Genomic DNA, 23,051 nt, shown 5'->3' on the forward strand with positions numbered 1-23,051 from the left:
GGCGCCGCGCGCTGCATGCGGCGTTCGTCCCTCCGACCCGGAACACTTCTGCGCCGTCGGCCGCGTGCGGCCGCCGGCAAGGGAACGACATGCGAAAACGATTCACGATCCGCGGCGGGCTCGTCGCGACCATCGCCGGCTATACGCTGCTGCTCGTCCTCGTGGTCGCCGCGTGCATCGGCGGCCTGTACCTCGGCAACGACTCGCTCGAAGCGATGTACCGCGACGACACCGCGTCGCTGCTGCACCTGAAGACCAGCTCCGAGCGCATGCTCGTACTGCGCGAGCGGATGGCCGACGTCGCGCAGATCATCAGCGCCGGCCGGCCCGCGAAGGACGAAATCGCGCAGCTTCGCACGCTGCTGCAGCAGAGCAACGACGAACTGCTCGCGTATTCGCGGCTGCATGCGCGCGACGCGCATGAACAGACGCTATTCGACGCACTGCAGGCCAGTCGCCGCACGCTGCTCGATCGCGTGTTCTCGAAGGCGCTCGCGCAGCTCGATCAGGACGACGCGTTCAATTTCCTCGACACGCAGCGCACCGCGCCGCCCGAGCTGTTCACCGCATACCAGAAGGCGATCGACGCGCTCGAAGCGTTTCAGGTCGAGCGCGAGAAGGCGCGCTACGAAGCGGCCGGCGAGCGCTTTCACCGGATCGTGTGGGCGATGGCGGCGGTCGCCGCGATTGCGCTGGTTGTCGGCTTCGTCGCGCAGCGTCTGCTCGCGAAGGCGATCATCGAGCCGATCGCGCTCGCGGTCGATCATTTCGACAAGATCTCGAAGGGCGATCTGACCGGCGCGGTCGCGATCGGCGGCGACAACGAGATGGCCTATCTGCTCAACGCGCTGAAGCGGATGCAGGACGGGCTCGTCGACACCGTCAGCCAGGTACGCGCGAGCACGGAAACGATCGTCGGCGACGTGCGCACGATCGCGAGCGGCAACGTCGATCTGTCCGCGCGCACCGAACAGCATGCGGTATCGCTGCAGCAAGCGGCCGCGAGCATGGAGCAGCTGACGGCGACCGTGCGGCAGAACGCCGACAACGCGCGCGATGCGCGCAGCTACGTCGAAGGCGCGGCCGGCATCGCGGCGCGCGGCGGCGAGGCGATGCAGCGCGTCGTCGATACGATGTCGGCGATCTCGCAAAGTGCCGCGCAAATCGCGGGGATCGTCGGCGTGATCGAAAGCATCGCATTCCAGACCAATATCCTTGCGCTCAACGCGGCGGTCGAAGCGGCGCGCGCCGGCGAACAGGGCCGCGGCTTCGCGGTCGTCGCGACCGAGGTGCGCGGGCTCGCGCAGCGCTGCGCGGCGGCGGCAAAGGAGATCCGGGAGCTGATCGGCGATTCGACGCAGCGCGTCGAACACGGCAGCGGCCTCGTCGCGCATGCTGGTTCCGCGATGACCGAGATCGTCGCGGCCGTCGAGCGCGTGAACGCGATCATGAGCGACATCAGCACCGCGTTCGACGAACAGTCGTCGGGCATCGAACAGGTGAACGCGACCGTCACGCAGATGGAGCAGACGATGCAGCGCAATACCGCGCTCGTCGAAGAGACGGCTGCCGCCGCGCTGTCGCTCGAGAAACAGGGCGCGCGGCTCAGCAATGCGGTCGCCCAGTTTCGGCTGCGGGAGGCAGCGTCTGCATGACGTGAGCGCGCGCGCATCGCGTGCGCAGTCGTCGTCAACGCGGCCCCGCTCGCTGCCGCGGCACCGGCAGCGTCGGCGCGCAGCGCGTACCGGCGCGAATCGCGCCATCGCCGACGACGACGTTCTCCACGACGCACGTCGCGGCATCGCCGCGCAGCTTCAGCTCGACGACAGGCGCGACGTCGAACGCAAACAGCGCTCCGTCGCGATCGCCGTCCGCCGACGTCGCGCAACACAACGCGACGGCCAGCATGCCCGCGTAAAGCGCAACGAGCAGACAGATGTCGGCCCGCTCTCCGATGACGATCCACCAGCGCCGCATGGAAACCGATCCTCGCGAAGTCGCAACGGTTCGTCGACGCGCTCCGAACGGGTTAACCCCTAGCCTCCACTCCGCTCGAAGCAACGCGCGCCGTTACCTATACTTTTGAACGGCCGGCGCATATGCGGCACTCCCATTTGGGAGGGAAACGGCTGTCCGGCGAGGGGTCCATGACGCGCATCGAAACGATCCATCAAACGATCCGGCACATTTACGATGCTGCGCTGATGCCGGACGGATGGTCGCGCGCGGGCAGCGCGCTCGCGCATGCGGCTGCCTCGCCGATGGCGATCCTGCTGAATGCGCGGCCCGCGACGCAGCGCTCGGCGAGGCTCGCGACCGGCTTCGACGCTGCTTGCGCCACGCGCATGCAACATGAGTTCGAAGCGCAGCCGCCGCCGTGGATCGGCGCGATTCCGGTCGCCACGCCGGTGCGGCAGACCGCCTGCATATCGGATCGCGATTTCGCACGGTCGCGCTTTTACCACGACGCGGTGCGGCCGGCCGACGGCTTCTATGCGATGATCGCGCCGCTCGCCGCCGACCGGCGCGTGGTTCTGGCGATCGGCCGCCATCGCGGCGCGGCGGACTTCACGGACGACGACGTGCGCGTCGCACAATGGCTCGTCCCGCATGTCGCGACCGCGCTGCAGGTGCAACGCCGCATCGCGGAGGCCAACCTGCGTGCGCAGGGCGCGTACGACGCGATCTCGCGTCTCGCGTTCGGCGTGATCCTCGTCGATGCGGCGATGCGCCCGCTGTTCGCGAATCCAGCTGCCGAAGCGCTTGCGCGCGGCGGCAACGGACTGCTGCTCGATCGCAACGCCGTGTCGGCGGTGCAACCGGCCGACGCGGCGCGATTGCGGCGTACGATTGCCGCGGCGGTGGCGCTGAACGCCGGGAGCCGGCGCGTCGCAGACGCGACCGTGCAGCCGCCTGCGTCGATGCGCTGCCACGTATCGCGCCGTCCGCCGCGTCCGCCGCTCACGATCCGCGTCGTGCCGGTCGGTGCCTCCGACCTGCCCGACGGCATCGACACGGCGGCGCGCGCAATCGTCTTCGTGACCGAGCCGGACCGGCCGGCGGACATCGATCCGGACTGCATCGCGACGACGTTCGATCTCACGCCGCGCGAGGCGGCACTCGCCGCGCTGCTCTCCGGCGGCCTGGATCTCGGTGAAGCGGCCGCTCGACTCGGCATCGGTATCGGCACCGCGCGCGGCTATCTGAAACAGATCCTCGCGAAAACCGGTACGCATCGGCAGGCCGAGCTCGTGTCGCTGGTCGTGCGTGCCGCGCTTCCTGTCATGCGTTGAGCCGGGACCGCGAGCGGCCGCATCGAGCCGGCGCGTTGCGATCGTACGGCTGGCCGGTTCGATGCAGATGCGGATGACGCGCCCCATTGCGTTCAACGTACAGAGCGCGCTCTTGAGAGCATCGCGATGATCGTGTTCCGCGTCCCGTCTCGCCACGCAAACCGAAAATGAGAAGCAGTGTCGCTTCGAGAATCAGTGGCGTTGCGGATCGACCGTGCGACTGCGCGTAACGGCTTCAACTGCTCGGCATCGCGCATCGGGCCGCTGCGGCATCTCGATCCAAAGCATCTGCGCCCACGATTCGACGTCCCGATGCGCACGCGCCGTTCGATTCCGCCGATCATTGCGCACGCATCGACTGTGTCTTTTTGACCAGCGGCCATCCAAACGGCATCGCGTACCAACCTTCCGATAGCTCTCCCCCGACAAATTGCGGCGCAACACGCCGCGCCGGACGCTGCCTGCGCAACGAACGCCGAAGCGCCGCACGACGTGCGCAGTCACCGCGCGCGATCCGTCGCCGCAGCACCGCATCGTGATCGGCCGTCCGTCGATGCGCGCGCCGGGCACGACGCTTGCCCCTGTCGGCCGGCCGTGCCGCACGGCACGGCGAGCGCGCTTCGCTTCGCGGCTCGGAGCGCTCACGGCTGGCCAGCGCCGCATTCATTCAGGGAGACGTTGTCATGGACGGGACCGGAGCATATCGCCATTACGACCGGCGGCGCTTTCTCGCCGGCGTTGCCGCTGTTGCGGGCAGTGTCGCGCTATCGGGTTGCGGCGGCGGGGGCGGCGACGGCGGTAACGGTGGCGGTAGCGGCGGATCAGGCGCCGACGGCAATGCGGCCGCGCCGTCGATCGGCAACACGCCTTCGCCGAACGGCGGCGATCGCTACAGTCTGCCGCGGCCGCCGTTGCCGGACCCGTCGAACGCCGGCATCGATCACATCGTGCTCGTCACGATGGAAAACCGTTCGTTCGATCACTTCCTGAGCTGGGTGCCCGGCGCCGAAGGCATGCCCGCGAACCGCCAATACACCGACGCGTTCGGCGCGACACATGCGCCGTTCGCGCTCGCGTCCAATCCCGCATACGGCTATCAGGCCTGCGCGTACCACGATCCGAACCACAGCTACGAAGGGGCGCGCACGCAACTCGCGTCCGGCGCGATGAACGGCTGGCTGCTGACGCCGGGCACGAGCCAGACGCAAGGCGACCTGCTGCCGATCGGCTATTACACGTCCGCCGACCTGCCGTTCTTCAGCGCGGCGGCGACTCACTACACGATCGGCGACTTCTACTTCACCGGCATTCTGACGAGCACGTTTCCGAACCGCCTGTATCTGCACAGCGGCGCGACGGACCGCCTCGGCGACGGCATCGATACGTCGACGCTGCGCACGATCTGGGACAACCTCGCCGATGCGAACGTGGGCTGCCATTACTACTATCACGACGTGCCGTTCACGGCGCTGTACGGCACGCGCTATGTCGGCATCTCGCATCCGTTCTCCGAGTTCCTGTCGAATGCAGCGGCCGGTACGCTGCCGGCGTTCTGCATGGTCGACCCCGCTTTCGCGGGCGAACGCGAGGGCACGTCGTCCGACGATCATCCGCACGCCGACATTCGCGACGGCCAGGCATTCCTGAATCAGGTGTATGACGCACTGCGCACGAGCCCGACGTGGAGCCGCACGCTGCTGATCATCGTGTACGACGAATGGGGCGGGTTTCTCGAACACGTGGTGCCGCCGACGCGGCCGATCAGCAACAACGAGCTCGCGCTCGGCAACGACGGCAAGCTCGGCTGCCGCGTGCCGCTCGCGCTGCTCGGCCCGCGCGTGCGCGCAGGAACGGTCACGCGCTACCCGTTCGATCCGAGTTCGATTCATGCGCTGCTGCAATGGCGCTTCGGACTGAAGCCGCTCGGCGTGCGCGGCAGCGATCCGGCGACCGTCAATCTCGCTTATGCGCTCGATCTCGCAAGTGCGCCGCGCACCGACGCGCCCGCCTTCACCGTGCCGCAAGGGCCGTTCGGCGGGCTGTGCGCCGGCGCGACCGCACCGGCGCCGTCCGACTCGATCTCGCAGATCGATCCGTCGCAAATGGCCGCGAAGCCCGCGGTGAATCCGACCGCCGACCGCTTCGCGGACCTGCGCGCGAAGGCAACCGCGCTCGGCTTCGCGACCGGTGGCTGACGCACGCGCAGCCGCCAAGGGGTCCCGCCTATGACCGCGGTACCGCGCCGGCTGCTGTCGCCGCTTGCACGTCGGCGGCCGGCGGCACGAGCGTGCGCTCGCCGCCGTCCGCATTGCCCGCACGCGCGCTGCGGCTGAAGCGGCGAACGGCCTGCGGCGGCTGACCGATCGTGCGCAGGAAGGCGCGCCGCATCCGTTCGCGATCGGCGAAGCCCACTTCATCGGCGATCACGTCCAGCGATAGACGCCCTTTCTCGAGCAGCAGCCGCGCGGCTTCCACGCGCAGATGCTCGACTGCCTTCGCCGGCGACTGGCCCGTTTCCGCGCTGAACGCGCGGCTGAACTGGCGCGGACTCAGTCCCGCGACGTCCGCGAGCTCCTCGACGGTCAGCGGCTTGCGCAGATTCGCGCTCGCATAGTCGATCGCCTTCTGGATCCGATCCGATTTCGGTTCGAGATCGAGCAGCGTCGAGAACTGCGATTGCCCGCCCGCGCGACGGTGGTAGACGACGAGCTTGCGCGCGACCGCGCGCGACACCTCGTGTCCGTGATCCTTCTCGATCATCGCGAGCGCCATGTCGATCGTCGCGGTCATGCCGGCCGACGTCCAGATCGGCCCGTCGACGATGAAGATCTGATCGTCCTCGACCGCCACCTCCGGATAACGGCGCTGCAGGTCGGCCGCGAAGCGCCAGTGCGTCGTCGCGCGCCGCCCGTCCAGCGCGCCGGCCTCCGCGAGAATGAACGCGCCCGTGCACGGCGCCGCGATGCGTCGCGACGTCGCCAGCGCGCGTTGCACGAACGCGGTCAGCGCAGGCGACGCGATGTCGATCTCGACGCCGGAACCGAACATCACCGTATCGAACGACGTGTCGGAGAACGGCTGCGTCTCGACGCGGATGCCGGCCGACGACAGCACGAGCCCGCCTTCCTCCGACAGCACCGTCACGTGATACGCCGGTTCGCCGAGCACGACGTTCGCGAGCTCGAACGCGGTGATCGCCGCGAAGCCGAGCAGATAGAAATTCGGGAAGACGACGAAACCGATCGTGTGCATGCGCGTGCTCCAGCGATGTCCGAAATTGCTTGTATATATGACATTTGAGACACGGTCAATCGCGCCTATCCTCTCCGCGTACCGCTCCCGAAACCCTTACCGTCAGAGCTTTCGTATGGATCGTCGACTATCGATACTCGCCGTCGGAATGTTCGCGATGGGGACCGACAACTTCGTCGTCGCCGGGATTCTGCCCGGCGTCGCGGCATCCCTTCATACGTCGGTCGCGCTCGCCGGACTCATGGTGACCTGTTACGCGTTCACGTACGCCATCGCCGCGCCGATCATGGCAGCACTCGCCGGCCGCTGGCCGCGCAAGCTGCTGCTGGTGTCCGCGCTCGGCATCTTCGTCGCGGGCAACGTACTGAGCGCGCTCGCGACCGACCTCGGCGTCGTGCTGTTCAGCCGCGCGCTGGCCGGCTTCGGCGCGGCGCTGTTTTCGCCGACCGCGCTTGGCGTCGCATCGGCGCTCGCGACACCCGAACGGCGCGGACGCGCGCTGGCCGCCGTGACGGCCGGCCTGACAGGCGCGACCGCGCTCGGCTCGCCGCTCGGCACCTTCATCGGCGGCTTCGGCGGCTGGCGTTCGACGCTCTGGTTCGTCGCCGCGCTCGGCGCCGTCGCGATGATCGGCGTGTGGACGATGCTGCCGGCCGTGCCGCGCCCCGCGCCGGTCGGCCTGCGCGAGCGCATCGCGCCGATGCGCGACGCGCGGATCGCGCTGACCTTGCTGACCTCGCTGTTCGCGTTCGGCGGCTTCCTGATGGTCTACACGTATGCGGGCGTCGTGCTGCAGCGCGTGACGCACGGCGACGAACGCATGCTCGCCGCGCTGTTCCTGCTGTGGGGTGTCGCGGCGACTGCCGGGAATTTCATCGCGGGCCGGCTCGTCGACCGCTTCGACAGCCGACGCGTGATCGACGCGATGCTCTGGATTGCGATCGTCAACTTCTGCCTGCTGCCGTGGACGGCGGCCCACGTATTCGGCGCGATCGTGGCGCTGACGATCTGGGGCCTCTGCGGCTGGGGGCTGATCGTGCCGCAGCAGCACCGCCTCGTGCATGCCGCGCCGCAGGTCGCGCCGCTCGTGCTCGCGCTGAACAATACGGCGACCTATATCGGGCTCGCGGGCTCCGGCGTGCTCGGCGGCCTCGTGCTGCGCACGATCGATGCGCGCTATCTGAGCGTGGTCGCGGCCGCGCTGATCGTCGTCGCGTTCGTGTGCGCCGAAGCCGCGTATCGACGAATGCGCGCGCCCGCGGCGATCGACCGGACGACGCCCGACACGCGTATCGAAACACGCGTACTGACAACCCCCGTTGAACATGGAGAATGATATGACCCGTCGTCTCGACTATGCGCAGATTGCGCCCGCCGGCATGAAGGCGCTCGGCAGCGTCTACGGATACGTGATGCAAAGCGGCCTTTCGCCGATCCTCGTCGATCTCGTCTATCTGCGCGTCTCGCAGATCAACAATTGCGCATACTGCCTCGACATGCACACGCGCGACCTGATCGAGCGCGGCGCGAGCATCGAGAAGCTCGCGCTCGTCCAGGCATGGGCCGAAGCCGGCTCGCTGTTCGACGAACGCGAACGCGCGGCGCTCGCCTGGGCCGAAACGGTCACGCGCGTCGCCGAGACCGGCGTGCCCGACCCTGCCTACGAGGCCGCGCGGCAGGTATTCGACGAGCGGGAAATCGTCGATCTGACGATTGCGATCAGCCTGATGAATGCCTATAACCGAATGGCAATCAGCTTTCGCAACACGCCGCAGGCGGCGCTGTAATTGTTCGGCGCGGCCTGCGCGCGACGCTCGCAGCGAGGCCCGCAACGATGCTCAGGATCGGCAACCTGTTCGATATCGAACGCACGCCCGGCGACGGCGAACGCTTCGACACGCTCGTCGCCGGATCCAACGTGACGATTGAGCGGATCGTCTCGGCCGGACACGCCAGCCCGCCCGGCTTCTGGTACGACGATCCGCGCGCCGAATGGGTCGTGCTGTTGTCGGGCGCGGCCGTGCTCGAGTTCGAACACGACGCCGCGCGCCACGCGCTGCACGCCGGCGACCATCTGCTGATCGACGCGCATTGCCGGCACCGCGTCGCGTGGACCGATCCGTCGGTGCCGACCGTGTGGCTCGCGGTCTACCACGAACCTGAGCGCGTCGCTTCATCGGCATCGGCGCCGGCGCGCCCTTCTTGAACCGCGCGTCGAGGTCGATACCGGTGCATCTTTGCGAGCCCGCATCAGGCGCCCGACGGCACGTTCGGCTTCGTCAGCATCGTGGTTGCCACGTATTGCAACGCAGTAGCGCCAGGGACGGACACACACTGTTGCCGAATCGACACCCGTCGCGCATCGTACGGTTTAGGATGTCGGCTTCGTTACTCGACGACGGAGTCCGATCGATGCAACCCCGAATCAGCGTGCTGACGCTAGGCGTCGACGATCTGGAAGCCGCGCTGCGGTTCTACCGCGACGGCCTCGGCCTAAAAACCGACGGCATCGTCGGCCGCGAATTCGAACATGGCGCGGTCGCGTTCTTCGATCTGCAGCCGGGGCTGAAACTCGCCCTGTTCGGTCGCGCCGACCTCGCACACGACACCGGCCTGCCGCCCACGACGCGCGACGGCATCGCATCGACGATCGGTCACAACGTCGCGAGCGCACGCGAAGTGGACGACGTGATGCAGCAAGCGGCGGCCGCCGGCGCGCGCATCGTGAAGCCCGCCGGCGAGACGTTCTGGGGCGGCTATTCCGGCTACTTCCAGGATCCCGACGGCCACGTGTGGGAAGTCGTCTTCAATCCCGCCTTCGTCCCGGCCGGCTGAGCGGCGAAGCGGCGCGGCCCGCAGCCGGGCGCCACGGCCGCGCCGCCCGTCACGCCGCGAAGTCGGTCGACGCCGACAGCGCGCGCCACGCTTCCGTTTCCTGCGCGACGTACGCGTTCTTTGCGGCGATCGCGGCCAGCGTGTCGGTGCCGAGCGGCAGACGCAACGGCGGGTTCGGCGCATCGACGAGCGCGATCATCGCGGCCGCGAGCTTCGTCGGGTCGCCCGGCTGGTTGTGATTCAGCTGCGCGGCCTTGCGACGCACGGCGCCCGACGTCGCGTCGTAATCGTCGATGACGGTCGGCGCGACGACCAGCGACGACGCATCGAGAAAATCGGTGCGGAAGTAACCGGGCTCGACGACCGTCGCATGAATGCCGAGCGGCTGCAGTTCCGCATGCAGCGCTTCGGTGATCCCTTCGACCGCGAATTTCGTCGACGAATAGACGCCGAACCCGGCCGCCGCACGATAGCCGCCGACCGACGAGATGTTGATCACGTGCCCCGACCGGTTCGCGCGCATCGCCGGCAACGTCGCGCGCGTGACGTTCAGCAGCCCGAACACGTTCGTGTCGTACATGCGGCGCACGTCCTTGTCCGACGATTCCTCGACCGCGCCGAGCAGGCCGAAGCCCGCATTGTTGACCAGCACGTCGATGCGGCCGAATCGTTCGACCGCCGCCTGCACGGCCGCGCGCGCCTGCGCTTCGTCGGTCACGTCGAGCGCGACCGGCAGCAGCGCGGCCGATTCGCCGAGCCGCTCGACGATCGCCGACACGTTGCGCCCTGCCGCGACGACGGCGTTGCCGTCCGCGAGCGCCGCTTCCGCAATCAGTGCGCCGATCCCGCGCGACGCGCCGGTGATGAACCAGACGCGCTTGAAACCGTGATGTTGCGTGGCTGCCATGACGTTTCTCCTACGTGTGTGATGAAGTGACTTCATCGTAGGCGCGTCGATTGACACACACTAGCTGCCGCGAACTGGACGCATAATCAACTTTTATTTGCGAATCGAGGAGACCGCCGTGAACGAAGTTCGTGCGATCACCGTCTTCGTGCGTGCCGCGACGCTCGGCAGCCTGCGCGCGGCGGCCGTCGATCAGGGCATCTCGCCGCAGGCGGCGAGCCACGCGGTGATGCAGCTCGAGAAGGCGCTCGGCGTGCGGCTCTTTCACCGGACGACGCGCAAGCTGAGCCTGACGGAAGAAGGCGAGCGGCTGTTCGACAGCGTGAAGCCGGCGCTTGCGATGCTCGCGTCCGCGCTCGGGGACGCGCGGCGTTCGAAGTCCGAGGTAGCCGGCCTGCTGCGCGTGAGCGCGCCGCGCGCGCTCGGGCTGCCCGTGCTCTGGCCGTGCTTCGAGGCGTTCGAGCACGCGTATCCCGACGTGCAGCTCGACGTGCGGTTCGACGATCAGTTCACCGATCTCGTCACCGAGCGCGCGGACGTCGGATTCCGCGGCGGCCCGCCGCCGTCCGCCGGCTCGATCGCGCGCCCGCTCGTGCCGATCCAGTTGATCGTATGCGCGTCGCCCGCGTACATCGCGCGCCACGGCGCGCCGCGCACGATCGACGAACTGGCCGCGCATCGCTGCACGGGCTATCGACGCGCGAACACAGGCAAGCTCGCGCAGTGGACGTTTCGCGTCGGCGACGAAATCGTGTACCGCGACGTGCCCGCCGCGCTCACCGTGAACGACACGGACATGGAAACGCATGCGGTGCTGTCGGGACTCGGGGTCGGACAGCTCGGCAGCTTCAGTGCGGCGATGCATCTCCGCAGCGGCCGGCTCGTTCCGTTGCTGACCGAACACGTGGTCGAGCACGGGATGATCTATCTGTACTACGGTCACCGCACCGAGCGGTCGCTGCGCGTGAAGACGTTCATCGACTTCGTCGTCGAGCGGCTCGCCGACAACCGCGACTTCTTCCTCGACGCGGCGGAGCTGCGCGCGATGCAACCCGGTACGCCGCGGCGGCGCGCGGCCAAAGCGCGCCGGTAGCGGCCGGCGAGCCGGCCCGTCGCCACGCGCTTCGCTACGCGCGCGTTCGCCCGTCAGGCGGCGACCGGCTGCCGCTGCGCCTCCAGTTCGCGCACGAGCGGCAGCACGCGCTTGCCGAAGTATTCGACTTCCTCGATGAAATGCAGGAAGCCGGCGAGCACGAGATCGACGCCGATCGCCTTCAGCTCGAGGATGCGCTGCGCGATCTGCTCGGGCGTACCGATCAGGTTCGTGCGGAAGCCGTCGTTGTACTGGACCAGATCCTCGAACGTCGATTTCGCCCAGTTGCCCTCGCCTTCGGGCGAAGCCTTGCCGGCCTGCTTCACCGCGTCGCCGAACGCGTGCACCGCTTCGACATGGGCGTGACGGACGATATCGTCGAGCACGGCGCGCGCCTCGTCCTCGGTGTCGCGCGCGATCACGAACGCATTGACGCCGATTCGGACGCGATGGCCGTTTGCGGCCGCCTTCGCGCGAATGTCGTCGATCTGCGTCTTCAGGTTTTCGGGCGTATTGCCGTTCGTGAAGTACCAGTCGGACACGCTTGCCGCGTTGTCGCGTGCGGCGCGCGAGCTGCCGCCCTGGAAGATTTCCGGATGCGGCTTCTGCAGCGGCTTCGGGCTCAGCGTGTAGTTGTTGAAGCGGTAGAAGTCGCCCTTGAACGTGAAGTTGTCCTGCGTCCAGATGCCCTTCAAGGCCTGAATGAATTCCTTCGAACGTCGATAGCGCTCGTCATGCTCGAGCCACGGCTCGCCGATCGCGGTGAATTCGTCCTTGAACCAGCCGCTGACGACGTTGATCGCGATGCGTCCGTTCGAAATATGGTCGATCGTCGCGAGCTGCTTCGCGACGACGGCCGGATGCCACGGCCCCGGCAGGATCGCCGCGAGCACTTTCAGTTTCGTCGTCGCGTGCAGCAGCGCCTGGCTGAACGATACCGACTCGTGCTGATACTCGGCGCCGTAGCCGGCCGTGAAGCGGATCTGACTCAGCGCATAGTCGAAGCCGGCCGCTTCTGCGACGCGCGCGAGCTGCTGATTGTATTCGAGGCTCCAGTCGGTACGCTGCTCGATCGTGCTGACCACGAGTCCGCCGCTGACGTTCGGCACCCAGTACGCAAATTTGACGCCATCGGCGTGCGATTCGGTAACGCTCATGAATTGTCCTCGTCGGGAAAAGCGGGATTACGCGGCGGCGTCTGCCGCCACCGGAAACTGACGTGCGCGCAGGTGCGGCGCGGCATGCCGGGCTGCGCGTGCGATGCGTGCGTGTAGCGCCGGATTCGCGATCGCGTAGCGGTCGAAATCGCTTTCGGATGCATACACGCCGATCGGCAGCGTGCGCGCCTGGAAGAAGCCGAGCAGCGGGCGCAGCTGGTGGTCGATCACGAGCGCGTGCCGCTCGCTGCCGCCGGTCGCGGCGAGCAGCACGGGAACGTCGACCAATGCATCGCGATCGACGAGATCGAACAAGTGCTTGAGCAGGCCCGTGTACGACGCGCGATAGACGGGGCTCGCCACGATCAGCACGTCGGCTGTTTCGATCGCGCGCAGTTGCGAGTCGAGATCGGGCGGCACCTGTGCGCGCGTAGCGGCGCCGGCAAGCCGGCTGCCGATTTCCGCGAGCTCGATGCGTCGCGTTTCGATCCGTGCCGCATTGCCGAGCGCCGCGAGGAGCGCGTCGATCAGCACGAGCGTGCGCGACGGGCGTTGCAGGCTGCCCGATACCGCGACGACGTTCACCGGTTTGCTCATCGCTTGCATCTCTCCTGTCGAAGCGGGCCAGGGGCCCGTCGCTGGATTGCGTTGCAAGCGGCGTGCCATTTCCGCGAGTCGCGTCGAGGTTCGGCGGCAAAGGGCGGGTGTCGGGATGGTGCGCGACGTCCGGCGGGCGCGGCGGCGTTATTCCACGCGCGAAGATATGCGTGTGAGCAAGGTGCTCATAACGCTATCGGCAGACGAGATGAACGAGCGTGAACAGCGGTGCTGATTCGGTGCTGCTGGGGCAGCAGTATCCGGAGCTTGGCTCGAGCGCGCGCTTCAGATATCCGCCTCGACACACGAAGCATGGCGCCAGCGCGCTCCTTGTATCTCGGGGCAATGACCGGGTTCGAGCGCGGTCACCCGCCACGCGCGTGATCGAATCGATCACCAAAATGATCGATTTGCGCAAAATGCGCAGCCGAAGTACACTCCAGACTGATCGTTTCAATCATATAAGTGACCGATTCAATCAAAGTCCGATCAGAGAATGGAGACTGGCATGGCTCAAATACACATCAAGCGCGGCATCGAACGCGTACCCGGCGGCATGATGATCGTGCCGTTGCTCGTGGGCGCACTCGTCGCCACGTTTTTGCCTGACATGCCGAAGTTTTTCGGCTCCTTTACCAATGCGCTGTTCACCGGCGCGCTGCCGATCCTCGCGGTGTTTTACGTCTGCATGGGCGCGAGCATCGATGTCAAGGCAACGCCCTACCTGCTGAAGAAGGGTGGCGCGCTGTTCGTCACGAAGGTGGGCGCCGCGATCGTCGTGGGCGTCGTCATGGGGCATTTCCTCGGCGAACAGCCGATTTCGTCGGGATTGTTCGCCGGCCTGTCGACGCTCGCCGTCGTCGCGGCGATGAACGACACCAACGGCGGGCTGTACATGGCGCTCATGGGCCAGTACGGTCGCTCCGAAGACGTCGGCGCGTATACGATCATGTCGCTCGAATCCGGGCCGTTCCTGACCATGGTCACGCTCGGCGTGGCGGGACTGTCGGCGTTCCCGTGGCCGACGCTGGTCGGCAGCATTCTGCCGCTCGCATTCGGCATGCTGCTCGGCAATCTGGATCGCGAGATGCGTGCGTTTCTCGGCAAAGCGGTACCCGTGATGATTCCGTTCTTCGCGCTGGCGCTCGGCGCGAGTCTCGATCTGCACAAGGTGTGGCAGGCCGGCGTGCTCGGCGTCGGCCTGGGGATCGCTGTCGTCATCGTGACGGGCATTCCCCTTTACCTCGCGGACCGTCTGACGGGCGGCACCGGCGTCGCCGGCACCGCGGCGGCGAATACGGCAGGTAACGCGGCCGCCGTGCCGGCGTTGATCGCCGCGGCAAATCCGGTCTACGCGGAGGCCGCCAAGAGCGCGACGCTGCTGGTGGCCGCCTGTGTCGTCGTGACCGCGGTCCTTTCGCCGATCCTGACCGCCGCCGTCGCAAAACGCGTGCAGGTCGGCCGCGAAGCAACGGAAATGGCGCAATGAGCATGCTGATCATCGCGGACGATCTGTCGGGCGCCGCCGATTGCGCCATCGGCTTTGCGAGCGCCGGCTATCGGACGGTCGTCACGCTTGACGTGCCCACGCAAGGCCTCGACGCAACCGTCGCCGACGTGATCGCAGCCGATACCGACACCCGCCGCCTCACGCCGGCCGAGGCCGCGCAGCGCACGTCGGCCGCGTGGCGGGCGTTGCGCGAACCGGGCCGGCGCCTCTACAAGAAGATCGACTCGACGCTGCGCGGCAATTGGGCGGCCGAAGTCGCCGCGTTGCAGCCGCTCGCGGGTCTTGCGATCGTCGCGCCGGCGTTTCCGGCGACGGGCCGCACCGTCCTCGGCGGCCGTGTGTTCGTGCGCGGCGAGCCGCTCGAAACCACCGATACATGGAAGCTCGAAAACGCGGGCCGCACTGCAGACCTGCACGCGATGCTCGCGCAAAACGGTGTTTCGACCGCCCAACTCGACGTGGATGCATTGCGCGAAAGCAGCCAGACGCTCATTGCGCGAATCGCCGCCGTGGCGGCGAGCGGCACCGAGGCGCTGGTGGTCGACGCCGAGACGAACGACGATCTGATCGCACTCGCACGGGCGACGGCACAGATGGACGACGCGCTGTTCTGGGTCGGCTCGGGCGGGCTCGCGCGCGAAATCGCGAGCGTGGAAAGTCTGTTCGACGCGCGCGCGGCGCGAACAGGCGCTGCCGCTTCGCAACGGCAGCCACGACACGCGCCCGTGCTGGCGCTGGTGGGCAGCCTGTCGGCGGTGTCGGAGCGGCAGTGCGCGATGCTGCGCGAACGCGCCGGCATGATGGAACTGACGGTACCGCCCGCCGTGCTGCGTGGCGGCGAGCGCCACGCGGACGTACCGCAATGGCAGGCGCGCATCGGCGACGCGCTGCGAACGGGCGCGGACCTGCTGCTGCGCATCGGCAGCGACGACGCGTTCGATCCGGCGGAAGGCGCGTTGCTGTCGGCCACGCTTGCCGCGCTCGTCAAGCCGCATTTCGCGGTGCTCGGCGGCTTGATCGCGACGGGCGGCGAAACCGCCCGCGCGATGCTGAGCGCCGTTGGCGTCGGCAGCGTCGAACTGATTGAGGAGATAGAGGCCGGCGTGGCCGTCGGCAAGCCGATCGGTGCCTCCGTTTGCCAGCCTCATCTGCGTATCGTCACGAAGGCCGGGGCGTTCGGCACCGATCACGCATTGTTCGCCGCGTGGCGCTATCTCCGCGAAACGCCGGCAGCGAGCGTCAGGGCGGGCGCCCGCTCACACGGTTCGGCCTGATCGTTCCTACGCGATCGGGTATGCAGTAGAGCAGAATTCAAGGACATCAAGGCAAAACATCATGAGCAACTACCTTCCCGTGATCGGCATTACGATGGGCGACGCAGCAGGCGTCGGCCCGGAAATCATCGTCAAGAGCCTCGCACACGACGTCGTTTATCGGCAATGCCGTCCGCTCGTGATCGGCGATGCGCGCCGGCTCGAACGAGCGAACGAGATCGTCGGCGGCACGACGAAGATCCGCCGCATCCAGGAAGCGGCCGACGCGCGCTACGAACCGGGCACGATCGACTGCATCGATCTCGACCTGATTCCGGCCGACCTGCCATTCGGCCGCTTGTCGGCCGTCGCGGGCGATGCGGCCTACCAATTCATCGCGCGCGCGGTGAAGCTGGCGGAAGCCGGGCAGATCGACGCCATCTGCACGGCGCCGCTCAACAAGGAAGCGCTGCACGCCGGCGGCCACAAGTATCCCGGCCACACCGAAATGCTGGCGCATCTGACGGGCGTCGACGAAGTATCGATGATGCTCGTCGCGCCGCAACTGCGCGTGATTCATGTGACCACGCATATCGGCATCATCGACGCGATCCGCAAAATCGAGCCGGGCCTCGTACAGCGCACGATCGAGCGCGGCCACGCGACGCTCGTGAAGGCCGGCATCGCAAAGCCGCGCATCGGCGTATGCGGGATCAATCCGCATGCCGGCGAGAACGGTCTGTTCGGATACGGCGAGGAAGAAGAGAAGATCGTGCCGGCGGTCGCGTTGTTGCAGGAACGCGGCCTCGACGTGACCGGCCCGCTGCCTGCCGACACGCTGTTTTTCCGTGCGGGCCGCGGCGACTTCGATCTCGTGGTCGCGATGTATCACGACCAGGGTCATGGCCCGGTGAAGGTGCTCGGGCTCGAAGCGGGCGTCAACGTGACGGTGGGACTGGAAGTCATCCGCACGTCGGTCGATCACGGCACCGCGTTCGACATCGCGGGCACGGGCGTCGCGGACGAGCGCAGCCTGCTCGAAGCGCTGCGCCAGGGCGCCGAACTCGCGACGCGGCGCGGCTGAGCGCGCAACCGGCGTGACGGAATGCGCGCGGGCCGTGGTGTAACATCGGCAACCTCCCATCCTGCAGATGTCAGCCATGAAAGCGTCCGAGCGCCATCGCGCGATTCTCGATCTCGTCCTGACGGGCGACGCCAGCGTCGAACAGCTCAGCGCCGCGCTCGGCGTATCCGAAGCTACCGTGCGGCGCGACCTGACGACGCTCGCCAACCAGCGCCGTCTCGTGCGCACCTATGGCGGTGCGACGGCGCTGATCGGCGCACACGAACCGGAGGCGTCGCTCGAGGAGCGCAAGGCGACGCAGCGCGAGCAGAAGGAAGCGATTGCTCGCGCGGCGGCCGCTCACGTGCACGACGGCGATACGCTGCTGCTCGACGGCGGCACGACCTGCGCCGCGCTGGCGCGGCATCTCGTCTCGCGCGTCGATCTTCATGTGGTGACCAACAATCTGCTTGCCGTCATGACGCTGGCGAACGCGCCCGGCGTCCATCTCACGTTGATCGGCGGCGATCTGCGCAAATCGAGCATGAGCACGCTCGGGCCGCTCGCCGAACTGTCGCTGAGCCGCTTGAGCGTCGACAAGGCATTTCTCGGTGCGGACGGCGTGGTCGCGGAGTTCGGGCTGTGCGAAGCGAGCGCGCAACAAGCGTATCTGAAGGACTGCATCATCCGGCGCGCGGCTCAGACGTTTGTGCTCGCCGACGCCGACAAGCTCGGCCGCTCGCGGCAACAACACTGGACGCCGCTCGAACGGGACTGGTGCTTGATCACGTCGAGCATGGCCGACGAGGCGCTTCTTGCGCCGTTCAGGGCGCTCGGACGCGTCGTGGTCGAGACGGCCGATATCGACACGCCGTCGCGCCCGACGATCTCGTGATACTGCGCGAAGCCCGCAGTACAACGAGGCGGAAAGGCGTCGGACCTTCGACGACGAGATAGCGAACCGTCGGCCGAAAACATCCGACGTCACGTTCCCTCTTTACCTTCCGGTAACACGTCGCGGCCTTGCTGCGATGCCGACCTGACGAACGCGTCCAGATCGCGGTTGAAACGCTCGGGCTCCTCGATGAACGGCGCATGGCCGGCGTCCGCGTACACGTGACTTACGATGTGCGGATTCAGCGCGGCCGCGCGGGCGAGCGTTGCCTGCGTGTCGACCAGTACGTCGCGACCTCCGTAGATAAAGAGCAGCGGTACGCGCGCCTTGGCGAGCCCTTCTGTGGCGAACACGGTCATGGCCGGCACTTCTCGCTGCATGTCCCACGATGCCATGGCGGCGTTCGCGAGCAGCCGCGCGAATGTGTCGGCGTCGGGCCGACGATTGAAACAAAGGCCGACGAAGGTACGCTCGCCGTCCAGATGCGTCTTCAGATCGGCCGAATTCATGTCGCGATAAACGTCGGGGTGGGCGACGATCTGACCGGGCGCGAGCTCGACCACGCCGTCGACATATACGGCACCCGCGATGCCGCTATCGCCGTATTTCGCGAGATAGTTCGATATCACCACGCCGCCGAGCGACCAGCCGACCACGACGGGCTTGCGCGCATGCGAGCCGCGGATCACCGCTGCGAGGTCGTCCCCCCAGCGGCTCCCGTCGTGATAGGGCTCCGGGCCGGCCGGCTTGTCGGACAGACCGTGACCGCGCAGATCATAGGTGATGATCCGGTATCGGCTCAGTTCGCGGCTTCGCACCTGGGCATCCCAGTTCAGGCGGCTGCCGAGCAGTCCATGCACGAGAATGATCGGCTGGCCGTTCGGATTACCGTTTTCCTGAACGGCGATCCTTACGCCATCCGCCGAGGTCACCGTATAGCTGTTCGGTGCTGCAAATGCGTGGGGCGCGGACGCAAGCAGCGTAACCGCCGAGAGCGCGGAAATCAGAAGGTGAGAGAACGTCCTTAAGCTCATTGTCTTGCCCGGGAGAGTGTCGGTACGCTTACTCTCAACCCTTACACTGATGTGAGAGTCAAGCGAATCGTGCTACGCTGCTTTGCATGAAAAACACGCCTTCCCGGCAGCTGCTGGCGATCGGACAACTTTCGCAACTCACCGGCGCCAGCGTGCGGTCGATCCGCCACTACGACGAACATGGTCTGCTCACTTCGGTACGTGCGAGCAATGGCTATCGCATGTTTCCCGAGAAGGCCGTCACGCAGGTCAAGCAGATTCAGCGCATGATCGCGACCGGATTCACCATCGACGATATTCGCGGTTTTCCCGACTGCATGCTTTTGATCGAGGGTGCCCGTTCTTGCGATCAGATTACGGACGTTCAGCGGGCAAGGCTCGAGGCAATCGAGCGTCAGATCGCCGACCTGGAAAAGCGTCGGGCGCGTCTTCTCAAGACCTTGAATGAAGGGGTGATTCCGCCGGTCGATTGATGCGGCGTGGCAATGGCCACGGCCGCGACGCTGCCGCCTGCGCGCTACCCGGCCTGGCGCCACGCGGCGCTCTCGCGTCCCTGCGTCAGCAGCTTGCGCGCAATCTCGGCCACGCGCGCCACGTGCGCGACGGCTGCCTCGCGTGCCGCCCTCGCGTCGCCGGCCGCGATCCCGGCGAGAATCTCGCGCATTTCCTCGACCGCCTGCTGACCGCGATCGTCGGAAGCGATCGTCAGCGCACGCAGCCGATTGATGCGAGCGATCAACGTCTGCACGATCTCCCACGCAACGTGCTTTTTACCGGCGATGAACATGCGCTCGTAGAACGCCGACGTCAGCGCCTTCACCGCGTGATGATCCTGCGTATCGAACGCGTGCTGGATCCGGTCGATGCACGTCGAAAGATCTGCGACGAGCGACGCATCGGCATGCTCCGCGCAGGCCATCGCGGCCTCGCCCTCGAGCAAGGCGCGGATCTCGTAGATCTCGGCGGCCGTGTCGAAGTCGAGGACCGCGACGATGGGCCCCTGGTTCGGGATCGAGTCGACGAGGCCCTCCGTTTCCAGATGGCGCAGGACCTCGCGCACGACGGTCCGGCTGACGCCCAGGATCTCGCACAGTGAGCGTTCGACGAGCCGTTCGCCCGGCTGGAAATGCGCGTCGAGGATCGCGGTGCGCATCTTCTCGAGCGCGAGCTCCCGCAGCGTGGCAGTAGGCCGCTCGACTTTCAGTGACGGCAGTGCGGGACGCATGGCCGTTGCCGTCACGCTTGCGCGAACAGGCGCGCGTCGCGCGCATCCCACTCGACGAGCGCCTGTGCGCCGATCACGATGCCGTTGCCGTGTCGATGGGCGGCCGGCGTGCGGATCGAGATTTCCTGCTGCCACGGTGTCGCGACCGCGTAGTGCATCGCATCGCCGAGATAGGTGATGTCGCGCACCGTGACGGGCAGACCCGCGCCGACGGCCGACGCGGTTGCTGTGCCTGCGTATTGCACCGGGCGGATGCGCATCTGTTCCGGACGAATCATCAGCGTGCCATCGTCGCCGGCAGCGAGCGAGGGATGGAACGCGTCCGAGGCCGTTTCGACACCGTTGGGAAACACGCCGCCCATGCGACCGTCGCGTGTCTTCGTCACCTTGACCGGCAGGAAATTCGAATTACCGATAAAGCTCGCGACGAAGCGCGACGCGGGATTCGCATACAGTTCCTCGCCCGTGCCCACCTGCTCGATCCGCCCCTGGTTGAACACGGCGATACGGTCGGACAACCGCAGCGCCTCCTCCTGGTCGTGCGTGACGTAAAGGATCGTCACGCCGGTCTCCTGGTGAATGCGGCGCAGTTCGAGCTGGATTTCCTCGCGCAGCTTCTTGTCGAGCGCGGACAGCGGCTCGTCCATCAGCAGCACGGGCGGATCGTAGGCCAGCGCACGCGCGATCGCGACGCGCTGCTGCTGGCCGCCGGAGAGTTGCGCAGGCATCCGGTCACGGCATTCGGACAGATGTACGAGCTTCAGCATCTGCTCCACTTTGGCGCGAACTTCCGCGTCCGGCCGGCGCCGCACGCGCAGCGGGAACGCGACGTTCTCGCCCACGCTCAGGTGCGGAAACAAGGTATAGCGCTGAAACACCATTCCGATGTTGCGCTGGTTCGGCGCAACCGAAAGCAGCGACTTGCCGTCGAGCAGCACGCGTCCGTCGGTCGGCTCCTGAAAGCCCGCGACGATATAGAGCGTGGTGCTCTTGCCCGAACCCGACGGCCCGAGGAAGGTCATGAATTCGCCCTTGCGCACGTCGAGCGACACGTGGTCGATCGCAACGACGTCATCGTAGGTCTTGCGCAGGCGCTGGATTTGCAGGAAAGCAGTCATGGCGTAGTACCTCAGTGAGCGCGTGCGCGGCGCACCACGGCGCCCGCCAGCATCAATACGGTCGTCAGTCCGACGAGCAGCGACGACGCGGCCGCGACGACAGGCGTCAGGTCTTGCCGCAGCGTTGCCCAGATCCGCACGGGCAGCGTCTGCAGTGTCGGGCTCGACATGAAGATCGACACCACGACTTCATCCCACGACGCGAGAAACGCGAAGACCGCGGCCGCAAACAGGCCGAGCCGGATGGCAGGCAGCGTGACGCGCAGCTTCACCGTGAGCGGCGATGCGCCGCAGATCAGCGCGGCGTCTTCCAGCGCCGTGTCGAAGCTCAAGAGCGAATTGCTGATCGCGATGATCGAAAACGGCAGCGCGATGATCAGGTGGGCGATCACGAAGCCGGTCATCGTGCCGTTGAGCCCGATACGCAGAAAGAATGCATAGAGCGCAACGGCGAGCACGACGACGGGCAGCACCATCGGTGTCAGGAAGAAGCCGCGCACCGCCTCGCGGCCGCGGAACCTGCCCCGCACGAGCGCCAGCGAGGCAAGAAAGCCGATCGCGACGGACAGCATCGTCACGATAATCGCCAGCTTCGCGCTGGTCAGCAGCGAGTCGATCCAGCCGGCGTCGGTAAACAGCTGCCGATACCATTCGAGCGTCCAGCCCGGCGGCGGGAAAATGAGCCATTGCGAATCGCCGAACGACAACGCGACGATAAACACGATCGGCAACAGCAGGAACAGTGCGACGGCCGCGCCCACGGCCACCAGAATCCAGCGCAGCGCGCCGAGGCGATCGAAATCGAGCAACATGTCAGCGCCCTCCGGCGGCGGCGTGTGCGCTGCCCGTGAAGCGCAGCTGCAACGCATAGAGCGCGAGCGTGACGGCAAGCAGCACGAAGGCCGCGGCGCCGGCGAGGCCCCAGTTCAGCAGCTCCTGCACGAGCTGCGCGATCAGTTCGGCCAGCATCATGTACGACGGCCCGCCGAGCAGCGTCGGCGTGACGAAGTAGCCGAGCGCCATGACGAACACCATCAGCGCACCGGACGCCACGCCCGGCATCGCGAGCGGCACGAGGATGCGCCAGAACGCCTGCCAACGGCTCGCACCGCACACCGCGGCCGCGCGCAGCGTCGACGGGTCGATGCCGCGCAGCGTCGCATGCAGCGGCATCACGAGAAACGGCAGCATGATGTAGGTCATGCCGATCGTCACGCCTGTCAGATTGTTCACGAGCGACAGCGGCTCCCGGATCACGCCGAGCGCCATCAGCGCGCGGTTGATCGGCCCCGTTCCCTGCAGCAGCACCATCCACGCGAACGTGCGCGCGAGCAGGTTCGTCCACATCGACAACAGCAGGATCGCGAACAGCACCGAACTGAGCTTGCGCGGCGCGATGGCGAGCAGCCACGCCATCGGAAAGCCGACGATCAGCGTGACGAGCGTCACGACCGTCGCGACGATGAATGTATTACCGAACACGCGCACGTACGTCGTCGAGCCGAGTAGTTGCGCGTAGTTGTGCAGCCCGGGCGCCGGCTCGAGCACGCTGCGCAACAGCAGCGACAGCACGGGCAGCAGGAAAAAGATCACGAGGAGCAGCATCGCGGGGGCCAGCAGCCGCACGCTGCGCCAATCGCGCCGCTTGCGCGGCGGTGTCGCGGCAGGATGCGCGACGGTACTCAATACGTTCGGCATGGTGTCTCCTTTGTCGGCCAGCGCCGGCACTTCAGTGCCTGTTGCCGCTGGCCCCATGCGGGTTCGTTGCTCTACCGGGCGGGTTCCGTCCGGTTCAGGCTCCTGAACGGCGTTCGGGTGG

23 protein-coding genes are annotated in these 23,051 nt (G+C 67.0%); 13 read left to right on the plus strand and 10 right to left on the minus strand.

The window, feature by feature from the left end; translation table 11 throughout:
* The first annotated feature begins 89 nt into the window (after positions 1 to 89).
* Positions 90 to 1,655 carry a methyl-accepting chemotaxis protein gene (locus BST28156_RS05245; RefSeq protein ID WP_012218407.1) on the plus strand — a complete coding sequence of 522 codons (1,566 nt, stop codon included), beginning with the start codon at positions 90 to 92 and terminating at the stop codon, positions 1,653 to 1,655.
* 34 nt (positions 1,656 to 1,689) lie between these two features.
* Here BST28156_RS05245 and BST28156_RS05250 read toward each other — a convergent pair whose 3' ends face one another.
* Positions 1,690 to 1,977: a hypothetical protein gene (locus BST28156_RS05250; RefSeq protein ID WP_038442373.1), complete on the minus strand. Its 288-nt coding sequence runs from the start codon at positions 1,975 to 1,977 to the stop codon at positions 1,690 to 1,692.
* A gap of 170 nt (positions 1,978 to 2,147) precedes the next feature.
* Between BST28156_RS05250 and BST28156_RS05255 the strand changes: the two genes are divergently transcribed.
* Positions 2,148 to 3,293 (plus strand): helix-turn-helix transcriptional regulator, encoded by a 1,146-nt coding sequence (locus BST28156_RS05255; protein WP_012218408.1) that lies wholly within the window; start codon positions 2,148 to 2,150, stop codon positions 3,291 to 3,293.
* A gap of 683 nt (positions 3,294 to 3,976) precedes the next feature.
* Positions 3,977 to 5,488, plus strand: coding sequence for an alkaline phosphatase family protein (locus tag BST28156_RS05260; protein WP_012218410.1), 1,512 nt, complete (start codon positions 3,977 to 3,979; stop codon positions 5,486 to 5,488).
* 28 nt (positions 5,489 to 5,516) lie between these two features.
* Here BST28156_RS05260 and BST28156_RS05265 read toward each other — a convergent pair whose 3' ends face one another.
* On the minus strand, positions 5,517 to 6,545 hold the full coding sequence (locus BST28156_RS05265) for a GlxA family transcriptional regulator (protein ID WP_012218411.1): 1,029 nt from the start codon (positions 6,543 to 6,545) through the stop codon (positions 5,517 to 5,519).
* A 115-nt stretch (positions 6,546 to 6,660) separates the two neighbouring features.
* Here BST28156_RS05265 and BST28156_RS05270 point away from each other — a divergent pair, with 115 nt between their 5' ends.
* The 4 genes from BST28156_RS05270 (at position 6,661) to BST28156_RS05285 (ending at position 9,380) form a co-directional block, all read left to right on the plus strand.
* A complete protein-coding gene (locus BST28156_RS05270) occupies positions 6,661 to 7,881 on the plus strand; it encodes an MFS transporter (RefSeq protein WP_012218412.1) in 1,221 nt (406 codons plus the stop codon).
* Between the two features lies 1 nt (position 7,882).
* A complete protein-coding gene (locus BST28156_RS05275; RefSeq protein WP_012218413.1) occupies positions 7,883 to 8,332 on the plus strand; it encodes a carboxymuconolactone decarboxylase family protein in 450 nt (149 codons plus the stop codon).
* Between the two features lie 47 nt (positions 8,333 to 8,379).
* A complete protein-coding gene (locus BST28156_RS05280) occupies positions 8,380 to 8,751 on the plus strand; it encodes a cupin domain-containing protein (RefSeq protein WP_012218414.1) in 372 nt (123 codons plus the stop codon).
* Between the two features lie 206 nt (positions 8,752 to 8,957).
* Positions 8,958 to 9,380: a VOC family protein gene (locus BST28156_RS05285; protein ID WP_012218415.1), complete on the plus strand. Its 423-nt coding sequence runs from the start codon at positions 8,958 to 8,960 to the stop codon at positions 9,378 to 9,380.
* A 49-nt stretch (positions 9,381 to 9,429) separates the two neighbouring features.
* Here BST28156_RS05285 and BST28156_RS05290 read toward each other — a convergent pair whose 3' ends face one another.
* Entirely contained in the window at positions 9,430 to 10,287 is an 858-nt protein-coding gene (locus BST28156_RS05290) for an oxidoreductase (protein ID WP_012218416.1), read from the minus strand.
* Between the two features lie 118 nt (positions 10,288 to 10,405).
* On the opposite strand from BST28156_RS05290, the gene BST28156_RS05295 reads away from it, so the two are divergent.
* A complete protein-coding gene (locus BST28156_RS05295) occupies positions 10,406 to 11,380 on the plus strand; it encodes a LysR family transcriptional regulator (protein ID WP_012218417.1) in 975 nt (324 codons plus the stop codon).
* Between the two features lie 53 nt (positions 11,381 to 11,433).
* Here BST28156_RS05295 and sfnG read toward each other — a convergent pair whose 3' ends face one another.
* Both sfnG and msuE read right to left on the minus strand, forming a co-directional pair.
* Complete coding sequence (sfnG, locus tag BST28156_RS05300) at positions 11,434 to 12,537, minus strand: dimethylsulfone monooxygenase SfnG (RefSeq protein WP_012218418.1); 1,104 nt, start codon at positions 12,535 to 12,537, stop codon at positions 11,434 to 11,436.
* Between the two features lie 27 nt (positions 12,538 to 12,564).
* Positions 12,565 to 13,134, minus strand: coding sequence for an FMN reductase (gene msuE / locus BST28156_RS05305; RefSeq protein ID WP_012218419.1), 570 nt, complete (start codon positions 13,132 to 13,134; stop codon positions 12,565 to 12,567).
* Between the two features lie 508 nt (positions 13,135 to 13,642).
* Here msuE and BST28156_RS05310 point away from each other — a divergent pair.
* From BST28156_RS05310 to BST28156_RS05325, 4 genes are all read left to right on the plus strand, one after another.
* A complete protein-coding gene (locus BST28156_RS05310) occupies positions 13,643 to 14,623 on the plus strand; it encodes a 2-keto-3-deoxygluconate permease (RefSeq protein ID WP_006405451.1) in 981 nt (326 codons plus the stop codon).
* Positions 14,620 to 15,918: a four-carbon acid sugar kinase family protein gene (locus BST28156_RS05315; protein WP_012218420.1), complete on the plus strand. Its 1,299-nt coding sequence runs from the start codon at positions 14,620 to 14,622 to the stop codon at positions 15,916 to 15,918. The genes BST28156_RS05310 and BST28156_RS05315 overlap by 4 nt, the downstream gene beginning before the upstream one ends.
* Positions 15,919 to 15,979: 61 nt before the next feature.
* The gene (gene pdxA / locus BST28156_RS05320) at positions 15,980 to 16,981 is read left to right on the plus strand and encodes a 4-hydroxythreonine-4-phosphate dehydrogenase PdxA (RefSeq protein WP_012218421.1); all 1,002 of its coding nucleotides are present in this window, start codon (positions 15,980 to 15,982) and stop codon (positions 16,979 to 16,981) included.
* A gap of 76 nt (positions 16,982 to 17,057) precedes the next feature.
* Positions 17,058 to 17,855 carry a DeoR/GlpR family DNA-binding transcription regulator gene (locus tag BST28156_RS05325; protein ID WP_012464831.1) on the plus strand — a complete coding sequence of 266 codons (798 nt, stop codon included), beginning with the start codon at positions 17,058 to 17,060 and terminating at the stop codon, positions 17,853 to 17,855.
* An 89-nt stretch (positions 17,856 to 17,944) separates the two neighbouring features.
* Here BST28156_RS05325 and BST28156_RS05330 read toward each other — a convergent pair whose 3' ends face one another.
* Positions 17,945 to 18,889: an alpha/beta fold hydrolase gene (locus BST28156_RS05330; RefSeq protein ID WP_012218423.1), complete on the minus strand. Its 945-nt coding sequence runs from the start codon at positions 18,887 to 18,889 to the stop codon at positions 17,945 to 17,947.
* 86 nt (positions 18,890 to 18,975) lie between these two features.
* On the opposite strand from BST28156_RS05330, the gene BST28156_RS05335 reads away from it, so the two are divergent.
* Positions 18,976 to 19,362: a MerR family transcriptional regulator gene (locus BST28156_RS05335; RefSeq protein WP_006414453.1), complete on the plus strand. Its 387-nt coding sequence runs from the start codon at positions 18,976 to 18,978 to the stop codon at positions 19,360 to 19,362.
* A gap of 44 nt (positions 19,363 to 19,406) precedes the next feature.
* Here the strand turns inward: BST28156_RS05335 and BST28156_RS05340 are convergent, their stop codons facing one another.
* The 4 genes from BST28156_RS05340 to BST28156_RS05355 are packed head-to-tail and all read right to left on the minus strand — an operon-like array spanning position 19,407 to position 22,930.
* On the minus strand, positions 19,407 to 20,114 hold the full coding sequence (locus BST28156_RS05340) for a GntR family transcriptional regulator (RefSeq protein ID WP_012218424.1): 708 nt from the start codon (positions 20,112 to 20,114) through the stop codon (positions 19,407 to 19,409).
* A gap of 11 nt (positions 20,115 to 20,125) precedes the next feature.
* Positions 20,126 to 21,232, minus strand: a complete 1,107-nt coding sequence (locus tag BST28156_RS05345; RefSeq protein WP_012218425.1) for an ABC transporter ATP-binding protein — start codon at positions 21,230 to 21,232, stop codon at positions 20,126 to 20,128.
* Positions 21,233 to 21,243: 11 nt separating this feature from the next.
* Positions 21,244 to 22,044: an ABC transporter permease gene (locus BST28156_RS05350; protein ID WP_012218426.1), complete on the minus strand. Its 801-nt coding sequence runs from the start codon at positions 22,042 to 22,044 to the stop codon at positions 21,244 to 21,246.
* Position 22,045: 1 nt separating this feature from the next.
* Positions 22,046 to 22,930: an ABC transporter permease gene (locus BST28156_RS05355; RefSeq protein WP_012218427.1), complete on the minus strand. Its 885-nt coding sequence runs from the start codon at positions 22,928 to 22,930 to the stop codon at positions 22,046 to 22,048.
* Between the last annotated feature and the right edge of the window lie 121 nt (positions 22,931 to 23,051).

Origin of the sequence: Burkholderia pseudomultivorans, assembly GCF_902499075.1 — a bacterium.
Classification (GTDB): Bacteria; Pseudomonadota; Gammaproteobacteria; order Burkholderiales; family Burkholderiaceae; genus Burkholderia; species Burkholderia pseudomultivorans.